Origin of the sequence: Nonomuraea sp. NPDC049784, assembly GCF_040659615.1 — a bacterium.
Lineage (GTDB): Bacteria > Actinomycetota > Actinomycetes > Streptosporangiales > Streptosporangiaceae > Nonomuraea.
On record NZ_JBFAMX010000328.1, the window covers coordinates 1 to 10,990 of the forward strand.

Consider the following 10,990-nt stretch of genomic DNA (forward strand, 5'->3'; position numbering starts at 1 on the left):
CGCCGGGCCGCGCCGTTTTGTGACACCGAGACGGTAGCCAATCCTTGTTCTCCGCTGCCGAATGACCTTACGTCGTGGCGCCCGCCCCGCCACCTCGTCGAGCAGGGCGTCCAGGGCGATGGGCGCGTACCGGGCGCGTGGCCTGTCGCGCAGCTTCTCCAGCGCCGCCAGGTCGGCCGCCGCCTGGCGGCGCAGCGTGCGCGAGGGCCGCTCGTACGTGCCCAGCCCGACCATCGTCAGCGTGTGCAGCGACGTCTCGTGGACGCTGCCGACCTGGCGCAGCTCGTCCTCGCGCCGCAGCCGGTCGACGATGAGCGCGATCTCGGCGCGGGCGCTGTCCCGCAGGAACGCGTCCGCCGAGGCGGCGGAGCGGCGCAGCAGCGTCATCAGCACCGCGATGGCGAGGATCTGCACGAGGTGGATCCCCAGCGTCCCGGCCACATCCTGGTACGGGGAGGCCAGCCGCATCCCGGTCAGGTACGCCACCGCCACGACCAGTCCGGCGGGCACCGCCGCCCAAGGCCGCCACGCGACTCCCGAGACGACGATGGTCATCGTGACCAGCCCCGCGATCCAGCTGGATCCCCCGTCGAGCGCCGCCCCCGCGACGAGATGGCGCTGTGCGAGGCAGAGCGTGACCGTGATGGCCGCGTCACCCGCCACGAGCCAGGCGGGAATCCGCTCCCTGCGCCGGGCCACGCGCAGGAAAAGCCCGGTCCACACGAGGTCGATCGCCAGCGAGGGCGCCAGCCACGCCGCGGACACCGGCGGTACGGCGGCGAGGATCGCGGCCCCGACCGCCACGAGGCCCACCACGCCCCGCGCCCCCGCACAGGTGCGGGCGATGGTCCGCTCCATGTGCCTGGCCGCCGAGTCGTATCTCGTGGAGCCGGAGTGAGACATGGGCCGCCTGCTCGTGATGAGAGCACAAGACGGGCTTCACAATAACGCATCCGGTATGAGTGAGCACGTTGTGAATACAGCCCTTTTGCGGAGGCAGGTGGAGACATGTGGCGCATGGTCGTTTCCTCCGTCCGGCACTCCTCGCGGCGTTCACCGCCTCATCGCACCGTGACCGCCATGCGCCTCGCTGGCATGACGGCTGATCGGCCGTCATCCGCTACGACGGCCGATCAGCCGTCAGCCGCGTCTCCTCACATGAGCGTGTACTGGCTGCGGGTCGCGACGATGCGACGAGAGGGGACCTCATGACCTTCCTGGTGATCTCCATCCTGGCCGGCTGTCTGTCGGTGATGACGGTCCGCGGCCGGCAGGGGAACTGGCCGTCCGGCATGCCGGTCGCACGGCCGCGCCTGGTGGCGGCGGGCGGCACGTACACGGGCTCGCGCGGCCGGCCGTCGGATGCGTACGTCATCCAGGAGCGGCTGGTCGCGGCGGCCCACGGTGCGGGCGGCGAGCCGGCCCACACGGCCGCGGCCCTGGCGCTGGGCGCGGTGGTCGCCGCCAGGCCGCAGTACCAGGAGGACCTCGACGAGTGCGCGCAGATCGCGCACCGCGCCGTGCGCACCGCGACCCTGCGGAGCGGCTCGGCGCACGACCTGGTCAGCACCCTGGACGTGGTCGTCCTCGATCCCGGTGAGAGCCCGTGCCTGCGGTTCGCACATGTCGGCAACGGCGCGATCTGGCACTGCGCGAAGGGCGGAGAGCCGCAGCCGCTCACGACGTCGCACTCCTTCGACGACGGCCCGCTGCTGCGCGGGCTCGGCCTGCCGTCCGCGCTCAACCCCGAGGTCGGCGCCGCTCCGCTCCGGCCCGGCGACCGCGTCGTCATCGTCTCGGACGGCGCGATCAGGGCGCTCGGCGCGGCGCGCATGAAGGAGCTGTTCAGCTGCGGCGCGTCACCTGGCGCATGCCTGGACCGGCTGTACGACGAGATGGCCGCGGCCGAGCCCAAGGACGACGCCACAGTGATCATCGCCGACTACGTCACGGCTTGAGTACGGGTGTACTCAGGCGGGTCCACCTGCCCTCGGTGACGATCGGAGTAAATCTCCCACACTGGACACCGGAGGGCTCGGATGAGCGCCATATTCGGAGAGACGCTGAGCTTCACCCAGGCCGAGGGCGATGAGGTGCGGCTCGTCGTGTTCGGCGACGAGCACTACGCCCGCTACGAGACCCTCGACGGCTACACCGCCGTCTACGACGCCTCCGCCGGCGGCTACTGCTACGCCGACCTCAAGGACGGGCGGTTCCAGTCCACCGGGGTCAGGGCCGACTCCCACGACGCGCCCGGCGGCGTGCCTCGCCACCTGCGCGAGTCGGGTCCGGTCATGGCCGAGGCGCACCGGCGGCGCAGGCCCGGCACGCTCTCGGCCGAGGCGGCGGAGGACTCAGCGCTGACGTTCGGGCCGAGGGGCGGGCTGCTGGAGGGCCGCAGGCTCAGCGTCGGCACCGTACGCGGCCTGACCATCCTCGTCGACTTCCCCGACCAGGCCACGACGGTGGCCCCGGCGCAGGTGGACGCGCTGCTCAACGCCCCCGGCTATCACGAGAACGGCAACGCGTGCTCGGTCAACGAGTACTACAAGACCATGTCGAGCGGCCTGCTGGACTTCACCAACGACGTCGTGGGCCCGTTCAGGATGAGCCACGACATCACCTTCTACGCCAACCCCGACAACCACGACGTGCTGGTCCCGGAGGCGCTGCAGGCGGCCGTCGACTCGGGCGTCGACCTCACCCGGTACGACTCGCTCGGCCAGAAGGTCGTGGACGCCCTGATCGTCATGTACGCCGGCAAGACGCAGTACATCAAGGACAGCGTGCTGTGGCCGCACAACAGCGTCATCGAGCTGGAGTTCGGCGACATGCGCACCCACTTCTACCTGGTGACGAGCATGGGCGAGGGCCCCGAGCAGCTCACGATCGGCACGTTCTGCCACGAGACGGGCCATCTCCTGTGCCGCTTCCCCGACCTGTACGACTACGGCCAGCGCGACGGCGACGACTTCGCCAGCTCGGGCCTCGGCCTGTACTGCCTGATGAGCGCCGGCAACCACCTGAACGGCGGCAAGACGCCCGCGGCCGTCTGCGCCTACCTGCGCGACCTCGCCGGTTGGTGTCCCGAGAAGGTGGACCTCAGCCGGGGCGGCGTGTTCCAGGCCGAGCACGGCGACTACCGCAGGGCGTTCCGCTACTCAACCGGGACGGACGAGGAGTACTTCCTGGTGGAGAACCGCTCCAAGCTCGGCCTTGACCTGCAGCTGCCGGCCGGCGGCCTGGCCGTGTACCACTGCGACACCCGCGGCACCAACGAGCTGCAGGACGGGACGCCGCTGCACCACTACCAGATCGCGCTGCTGCAGGCCGACGGCCACCTCGACCTGGAGAACAACCTCAACATGGGCGACAGCCGCGACCTGTACGGCCGGGTGGACGGCACGGCGCTGTCACACTCGACCGTGCCCGCCAGCCTGCTGTGGAGCGGAGCCGAGTCGGGGCTGACCCTGTCGGCGATCAGCGACCCCGGCCAGACCATCCGCTTCAAGGCGGGCCCGGTGGGGGTGAACGGCGCCGCGTTCAGCTCGGTGTCGCGCCCGGCGCTGCGCATCCCCGACAGCGATCCGCACGGCGTGGCCGACACGATCACGATCGAGGCCGAAGGGACCGTACGGACGCTGAAGGTCCTCATCGACCTCGACCACAACCACCCCGAGGACCTGCGGATCGTGCTGCACTCGCCGACCGGCCGGCGCATCGTCCTGTCGCACATGGCAGCCCTGGACACCTCGAAGCTGCTGGAGTACGCCACCGAGCCGCCGTCGGCCGTGACGCCGCTGGTGGGACAGCCGGCGGGAGGCGGGTGGACGCTGCGGGTGAGCGACCTCTCCCCGTCGCACGCCACGGCCGGGATCCTGAGCGCCTGGCGGCTGGACATCGTCACGGGCACCTGACCGCACCTCGAGCGCGCGTCACGGCCATCTGACGCGCGCTCGACCGGATGTCATAAGATCGTGATCGTGACCGCTCCTCACGGCATCAACCCCAACGTCCCCCATTCGGCCCGCGTCTACGACTACTGGCTGGGCGGCAAGGACAATTTCGAGGCGGATCGCAAAGTGGCCGAGCAGACCATGGCGGCGGTGCCGGGTGTGCGCGAGAGCGCCAGGAACAACCGGGCCTTCCTCGGCCGGGCCGTGCGCCACCTCACCCAGCTCGGCATCCGGCAGTTCCTCGACCTCGGCACGGGCATCCCGAGTCAGGGCAACACGCACCAGGTCGCGCAGGCGGAGGCGCCGGACGCCCGCGTGGTGTACGTCGACAACGACCCCATCGTGATGTCGCACGCCAGGGCGCTGCTGAACAGCACGCCGGAGGGCAGGACGGCCTACATCGAGGCCGACGTGCGCGACCCGCGGAGCATCCTCGAGCACCCCGACGTGCTGGCCACGCTCGACTTCACGCAGCCGATCGCGCTGATGATGGTCGCGATCCTCATGCACATCCCCGACGATGACGACCCGGCCGGGCTGGTCAAGACGTTCGCCGCGGCCGTGCCCTCGGGCAGCTACCTCGTTCTGAGCCACCTGACGCTGGACTTCGTGCCCAAGGAGACCGCTGGCACCTACCTGGCGGCCGCAAGCCACCAGGCGATGCACAGGACGCCCAGGACGGGCGAGCAGATCGCGCGTTACTTCGACGGGTTCGACCTGATCGAGCCCGGGCTCGTGGCGGCCCCCGACTGGCGTGACACGCCGCTCTTCGCCGACGACCCCGCGACCTGGATGTACGCCGGGGTCGGCCGCAAGCACTGACCCCTCAGCCGTGCGAACGCTGAGAGCCCGCTGAGGGCGCGGCGCGACGTTCTCCACGGCGGTCTAAGGTTCAAGCCGTGGATCAACAGGGCGGGGCGAACGCGACGGTCGAGGCGGGGCGGCCCGCCGCGGCCGATCCAGCGGCCCCGCGGAAGCGTCGCAGGCCATGGCCGGCCTGGACCGTCGTCACGCTGCTGGCCCTCTGGGCCATCATCAGGGCCGGCGGCCTGGAGACCGGCTCGTTCCTGACCCAGCTCATGACCGTGACCCCCATCGGGGCGGGCCTCGCGGCGCTGACCGCGATCCTGTCGCTGCTCAGGCGCAACCGCCCGGCCGCGCTGGCCGCCGCGCTCGTCTGCGCGGTGATGGTGTCGATCGTGACGCCGCGGGCCTTCGGCTCCGAGCAGCCGCCCGCGAGCGGCGCGCCGCTGCGGGTCCTGGCGATCAACCTGTTCGGCCGGGGCGACGCTCAGACCGTGGTCGACCTGGTACGCAGGTTCGACGTCGAGGTGTTCAGCGCCCTGGAGCTCACCCCGGCGGAGGCCGAGCGTTTGGACGCGGCCGGGTTGAAGCAGCTCATGCCGTACCGCGTGCTGCAGGCCGACTTCGGCGCGACCGGCAGCGGCATCTTCGCCAGACACCCGGTGACGGAGCTGACGGGCCTGTTCACACCGATCGGCCACAACATGCCCGCCGCCACCGTCACCTTGCCCGGCGGCGGCAAGGTCGAGTTCGTGGCCGTCCACCCCAACCCGCCGCTCGGCCGCATGGAGGCGGAGTGGAACGCCGCCCTGCGCGCGCTCCCCTCACCGTCGCCTGCCACCGTCCGGGTGCTGGCCGGCGACTTCAACGCCGGCCTCGACCATCGCGCCTTCCGCGACCTGCTCGACCGCGGCTACGTGGACGCGGCCGACCAGGCGGGCAAGGGCCTGACCCCGACCTGGCCGAACCTCCGGGCGATCCCGCCCATCATCTCCATCGACCACGTCCTGGCGGACCGGCGCGTGGCCGTGCGGCGGGTCGAGATCGTGGACGTGCCCAGGACCGACCACCGCGGCGTGTTCGCCGAGCTACGCCTCCCCTAGCCCCCAGCCCGTCCCGCCGAGGTCGCGCGACCTCACGGGAATCCCGCCCCGGATCAATGTCCCAGCGTCTTCTCGGTGGTGAGTCGGTGCCTGGCGCCGAGGGCGACGGTCTCGCCGGTGAGCCGGATGTCCGCGCGCAACGACAGCTCTGCCGCCGACGGCCCGGCGGCGAGCACGATCGTTCCCGGCTCGACGATGCGGCGCAGGCCGAGCCCGGTGTAAGAGAAGGCGTCCGCGGGCACGTCGAACGCCACGACGCGCTCCTCCCCCGGCTTCAGCGCCACCCTGGCGAACCCGATGAGCTGGACGACCGGCCTGGCGACCTGCGCGACCGGGTCGGAGGCGTAGAGCTGCACCACCTCCTCGGCGGGCCTGGCCCCGGCGTTGCGGACCGTCACCCGGGCCTCGATCGAGCCGCTGGTGGGGCATTCGGCCCGGTCCGTCGCCAAGGCCGCGTACTCGATGGCGGAGTACGACAGCCCGTGCCCGAACGCGTACGCCGGGGTGGGGTCGAGCACCGTGATGCCGTCGGTCTTGCCGCCGAGCGGCGGTTGCAGGTAGGTGGACGGATTGACGAAGGGCGTGCCGGGGACCTGCACGGGCAGGCGGCCCGACGGGTTCACCCGGCCGCTCAGCACGCCCGCCAGCGCGGCCCCGCCCTCCACGCCGGGGAAGAACGCCTGGACCGCGGCGGCGACCCGGTCCTTGTACGCGCCGAGCGCGTACGGCCTGCCGGACACGACGACCAGGACGGTGGGGGTGCCGGTCGCCAGGACCGCCTCCACCAGGTCCGGCTGGAGGCCGGGCAACCGCAGGTCGGGCGCGTCGCACCCCTCGCCCGACGTGCCGCCGCCGAACAGCCCGGCCCGGTCACCGACGAACACGAGCGCCAGGTCCGCCTCGGCCGCGGCCTCGGCGGCCCGGGCGATGCCCGACCCGTCGCCGCCCGCCACGTCGGCCCCCTTCTCATACCGCACCTCGGCGTAGGGGAACTCGGCCTCGACGCTCTCCCTTACGGACGCGACCGGCAGCCCCATGCCGTGCTCCGGGTAACGGTCGAGCACGTGGTTGGGGAAGGCGTAGCAGCCCATCAGAGTACGCGGGTCGTCGGCGCACGGGCCGATGATCGCCAGCCGGGCGGTCGTGCCGGGGCCGATGGGCAGCAGGCCGTCGGGGTTGCTCAGGAGCACGATGGACCGTGCCGCGATCTCGGAGGCGATCCGGCGGTTGCGCGGACTGTCCAGATCGACGCCGTCCGGGCCCTCCGGGACGAGCGGGCCGCCGTCCAGCAGGCCGAGCTCGATCTTCTGGCGCAGGACCCGGCGTACCGACTCGTCGACCACCGCCTCGGCCACCCGGCCCGCGCGGACGCCGGCGACCAGGTGCGCGCCGTACGAGATCGTCTCGGGCAGCTCCACGTCGACGCCCGCGCGCAGCGCCACCGCGCCGGCTTCCGCGGCGTCCTCGGCCACCTGGTGCATGGAGGCCAGGAACGGGATGGACCAGTAGTCGGACGTCACGGTCCCCTCGAACCCCCACTCGTCGCGCAGCAGCCGCCGCAGCAGGTCGGCGCTGGCTCCGACGGGGACGCCGTCGAGGTCGGTGTAGGAGCACATGACCGAGCGGGCGCCGCCCTCGCGCAGCGCGATCTCGAACGGCGGCAGGATCACGTCGGCCAGTTCGCGCGGCCCGATGCTGACCGGGGCGTGGTTGCGGGCGGCGCGGGAGGCCGCGTACCCGGCGAAGTGCTTCAACGTGGCCATGACCCCGGCCCCCTCCAGGCCGCGTACGTAGGCCGCGCCCAGCCGGCCCACCAGGTGCGGATCCTCACCGAGGGTCTCCTCCACCCGCCCCCACCGATAGTCCCGCACCACGTCCAGCACCGGCGACAACCCCTGATGCACCCCCGCCGCCCGCAGGTCCGCGCCGATCGCCGACGCCATCCGCTCGACCAGCTCAGGGTCGAAGGTCGCCGCCCACGCCAGCGGCGTCGGATACGCCGTCGCCCCGAACGTGGCGAATCCCGTCAAGCACTCCTCATGCGCGATCGCCGGGATGCCCAGGCGGTTCGACGCCACCACCCGCTCCTGAAGCTCGCGCAAACGGGCCGCGCCCTCGGCGGATGACAGCGGCGCGGTGCCGTAGACGCGGGTGAGGTGGCCCAGCCCGTGGCTCAGCTGCTCGTCCAGCGTCTCCGCGGGCTTGAACCGGTCCTGCAGGGGCGCCACGTTGCCCTCCCCGCCGTCCTGGAGCCAGACGGACCCGAGCTGCGCGACCTTCTCCTCCAGCGTCATCTCCGCCAGGAGGGATTCCACGCGTTCGTCGATCGTCCGTGCGCTGTCCCGCCAGGGCGCGAGGCCCGGCGCGTTCACTGATGTCATGGCGCCCCCTTGTGAAACTTTCGCAAGCTCATTCAGATCATCGGATTCGGACTCTAAATGCCGCTCTCAAAAGCCGTCAAGAATATTTCGGGATAATTCCGAAACTTTCGGAGATATCGAGCCGCACGGGGAAGGCGACTATCACCGCGAGGACAGTTCGAAAATATGTTCGCACATGGAATCGTCACGTCCCTGCCCGGACCCACCGGGGGCCTGCCGACACGAGGAGCCATGCCATGCCCTTTCTCAAGGTCTTACGTTCGTCCCACGCGGTCGCGCTCGCCTTGATGAGCGCGACCGCCCTGGTCCTGCCCGCCTTACCCGCGCAGGCGACGAGCCCCAACGTGGTCGTCAGGTGGAACGAGGCGCTGCTGGCGGCGGTGCGCGGCGGCACGCTGGGGCCGCCGCAGGCGGCCAGGGCGCTGGCGATCGTGCAGACCTGCGCCTACGATGCCTGGGCCGCCTACGACCCGGTGGCCGTCGGCACCCGGCTGGGGGGCTCGCTGCGGCGGCCCGCGCCGGAGCGCACCGAGGCCGGCAAGGCCGAGGCCATCAGCTTCGCCGCCCACCTCGCCGCGGTCGATCTCTATCCGGCGCAGCGAGCCGCGTTCGACGCGCTGATGGCCGAGCTGGGCTACGACCCGGCCGACCCATCGAGCCGCCCGGCCCAGACGGGCGTGACCGCGTGCCAGGCGGTGCTCGACCACCGGCACGCCGACGGCTCCAACCAGTTCGGCGGCTACGCGGACACCACCGGGTACGCGCCGGTCAACGCGCCTGTAGTGGTCTCCGATCCACTGACCTCCCTCGCCGAGCCCGGCCGGTGGGCGCCACTCACATATGTCAACCGGGCAGGTGCGCTGGTCACACCGCCGTTCCTCGCCCCGCACTGGGGTCGTGTGGCCTCCTTCAGCGGCGCCGCCCGCGACCTCGCCGACAGTGTGCCCGCGCCGTACGCCTATCCCTCGTCCGGCTTCAGCAAGCAGGCCGCCGAAATCGTCTCCGGCACAGCCTCGCTGACCGACCGGCAGAAGGCGATCGCCGAATACTGGGCCGACGGCCCCAACAGCGAGACGCCGCCCGGGCACTGGTGCCTGTTCGCGCAGCGGATCTCGGCGCGCGACCAGCACAGCCTCGACCAGGATGCGAAGATGTTCTTCGCGCTGGCCAACTCGGTCATGGACGCCGGGATCGCCTCGTGGGAGGTCAAGCGCGACCACGACTCGGCCCGCCCGATCACCGCGATCCGCTTCCTGTACCGGGGGAAGCAGATCCCCACCTGGGGCGGCCGGACGATCGACGGGGCCTCGTGGGTTCCTTATCAGGCGCCGACGTTCCCGACGCCGCCGTTCGCCGAGTACGTCTCGGGGCACAGCACGTTCAGCGCGGCGGCGGCCGAGGTGCTCAAGCGCTTCACCGGCTCCGACACGTTCGGCGAGCAAGCAGTGATCGCGAAGGGTTCGTCGCAGGTGGAGCCCGGGGTGACGCCGGCGCAGGACGTGACGTTGCGCTGGCCCACGTTCACGGAGGCCGCCGACGAGGCCGGGATGTCACGTCGGTACGGCGGCATCCACTTCCGCCCGGGTGACCTGCAGGGCCGTGCCCTGGGACGGGCGGTCGGCACGGCGGCGTGGGATCGCGCCAAGGCGTACTGGACGGGCCGCGGCTGATCTTCCCACGCAGAGGCGCCCGCTCCACTGCGCTGAGAGCGGGCGCCTTTCGTGCAGCGGAGAAGGTCAGGCCGCGCTTTCCTCGGCCTCCCGGTGGAGCGTCTCAAGGTCGAACGCACCCGACTTGACCGCCGCGGTGAACGCCTCCCAGTCGCGGCGCGGGACCTCCAGCACCTTGTCGGGGTTGTCCACGTGGATGACCTCCACGTGGTCGTTGATCCGCTTGGCCGCGACGCGGCCCGCGTCTTGAGTCATGCCGCACTCCTTCCAGTGCACTGCGGAGGTATCCGCCCCTGCCCCCTTCGCAGGATGACCGGGGCGGCTGCGGGAAGCCTTCCATCCCGGCCGGGGCACCGGCCACTGGTCCGGGTGGAAAAACCCACTCGCGGGGGTCGATCTCTTGACCTCAGATGCAAGATTGACGCCCCGCCCCGCGCAGCGTCGTGTGGACGCAGTGACATGAGGGTCCAGTGGTGATCAAGGGGCTGTAAGAACCTTTTAAGTGAAAAGTTAGTGGAGGGCCGTAAGTTACGCATAAACCAGAGAACAGCACCACATAGAGGACATGTCATGAACTTGATCCCAAGGCGGCAGACGCGCGTCCACAAAATCCGGAGCATCCGCATCACGTAGCCAGAAGATCATCCCCAATGGATGGTTCGAGCATAGTTGAAGCATTCCTCCGGCGATGTCCTGTCTGTCTACAGTCCTTACCTGTGGGGGCTCAAGTCACAAGCACCAAGGTGTGGAGCGAGCTGCGCGTGCGCTCCACACCCCAGCTGTACGTCTCCATCTCGCCCAATCTGACCGTCCTTGCCATGATCGCCGACGCCCTCGCCGACCGCCGCCGGGGCCTGCCGGAACTCTGGCGGCGGGCGATCGCCTCGCGGGTCGGCCCGCTCGGCCACGAGGCCGTGCGCCCGCTGGCCGCTCCCGGCTACTCCGTCGCACCCGACAGCCTCGTGCCGCGCACCCCCGTCGGCCAGGACGTCTCCGTGCAGGCCCAGATCAGCGCGCTGCGCGACACTCCCCCCGACAACCTGATCAGGGATCTGGAGCAGGCGTTCGGCCCCGGC

General features: G+C 71.1%; 9 protein-coding genes. 6 read left to right on the plus strand and 3 right to left on the minus strand.

The annotated features are described in order from the left end of the window. Nucleotides 1-903: hypothetical protein (locus AB0J09_RS41050; RefSeq protein WP_360703455.1), on the minus strand; the 903-nt coding region annotated here is incomplete at its 3' end. 305 nt (nt 904-1,208) lie between these two features. Here AB0J09_RS41050 and AB0J09_RS41055 point away from each other — a divergent pair. From AB0J09_RS41055 to AB0J09_RS41070, 4 genes are all read left to right on the plus strand, one after another. After that, the gene (locus AB0J09_RS41055) at nt 1,209-1,958 is read left to right on the plus strand and encodes a SpoIIE family protein phosphatase (RefSeq protein WP_360703457.1); all 750 of its coding nucleotides are present in this window, start codon (nt 1,209-1,211) and stop codon (nt 1,956-1,958) included. A gap of 81 nt (nt 1,959-2,039) precedes the next feature. Continuing rightward, nucleotides 2,040-3,917, plus strand: coding sequence for a M6 family metalloprotease domain-containing protein (locus AB0J09_RS41060; protein WP_360703460.1), 1,878 nt, complete (start codon nt 2,040-2,042; stop codon nt 3,915-3,917). Between the two features lie 66 nt (nt 3,918-3,983). Then, complete coding sequence (locus AB0J09_RS41065; protein WP_360703463.1) at nt 3,984-4,778, plus strand: SAM-dependent methyltransferase; 795 nt, start codon at nt 3,984-3,986, stop codon at nt 4,776-4,778. 77 nt (nt 4,779-4,855) lie between these two features. Next, nucleotides 4,856-5,863, plus strand: coding sequence for an endonuclease/exonuclease/phosphatase family protein (locus AB0J09_RS41070; RefSeq protein ID WP_360703465.1), 1,008 nt, complete (start codon nt 4,856-4,858; stop codon nt 5,861-5,863). A 53-nt stretch (nt 5,864-5,916) separates the two neighbouring features. Here the strand turns inward: AB0J09_RS41070 and AB0J09_RS41075 are convergent, their stop codons facing one another. Continuing rightward, nucleotides 5,917-8,244, minus strand: a complete 2,328-nt coding sequence (locus AB0J09_RS41075; RefSeq protein ID WP_360703468.1) for a glycoside hydrolase family 3 N-terminal domain-containing protein — start codon at nt 8,242-8,244, stop codon at nt 5,917-5,919. Between the two features lie 236 nt (nt 8,245-8,480). On the opposite strand from AB0J09_RS41075, the gene AB0J09_RS41080 reads away from it, so the two are divergent. Further along, nucleotides 8,481-9,914 carry a vanadium-dependent haloperoxidase gene (locus tag AB0J09_RS41080; protein ID WP_360703471.1) on the plus strand — a complete coding sequence of 478 codons (1,434 nt, stop codon included), beginning with the start codon at nt 8,481-8,483 and terminating at the stop codon, nt 9,912-9,914. A gap of 66 nt (nt 9,915-9,980) precedes the next feature. Here AB0J09_RS41080 and AB0J09_RS41085 read toward each other — a convergent pair whose 3' ends face one another. Next, nucleotides 9,981-10,169, minus strand: coding sequence for a hypothetical protein (locus AB0J09_RS41085; RefSeq protein ID WP_360703474.1), 189 nt, complete (start codon nt 10,167-10,169; stop codon nt 9,981-9,983). Between the two features lie 461 nt (nt 10,170-10,630). On the opposite strand from AB0J09_RS41085, the gene AB0J09_RS41090 reads away from it, so the two are divergent. After that, a partial coding sequence (locus tag AB0J09_RS41090) for a hypothetical protein (RefSeq protein ID WP_360703477.1) occupies nt 10,631-10,990 on the plus strand: 360 nt, incomplete at its 3' end.

What these genes read in the sequence shown, in the direction of transcription:
- AB0J09_RS41080 (WP_360703471.1), top strand. Translation starts at nt 8,481, where the DNA reads ATGCCCTTTCTCAAGGTCTTACGTTCGTCCCACGCGGTCGCGCTCGCC.
- AB0J09_RS41060 (WP_360703460.1), top strand. Translation starts at nt 2,040, where the DNA reads ATGAGCGCCATATTCGGAGAGACGCTGAGCTTCACCCAGGCCGAGGGC.
- AB0J09_RS41075 (WP_360703468.1), bottom strand. Translation starts at nt 8,244, where the DNA reads ATGACATCAGTGAACGCGCCGGGCCTCGCGCCCTGGCGGGACAGCGCA.
- AB0J09_RS41055 (WP_360703457.1), top strand. Translation starts at nt 1,209, where the DNA reads ATGACCTTCCTGGTGATCTCCATCCTGGCCGGCTGTCTGTCGGTGATG.
- AB0J09_RS41085 (WP_360703474.1), bottom strand. Translation starts at nt 10,169, where the DNA reads ATGACTCAAGACGCGGGCCGCGTCGCGGCCAAGCGGATCAACGACCAC.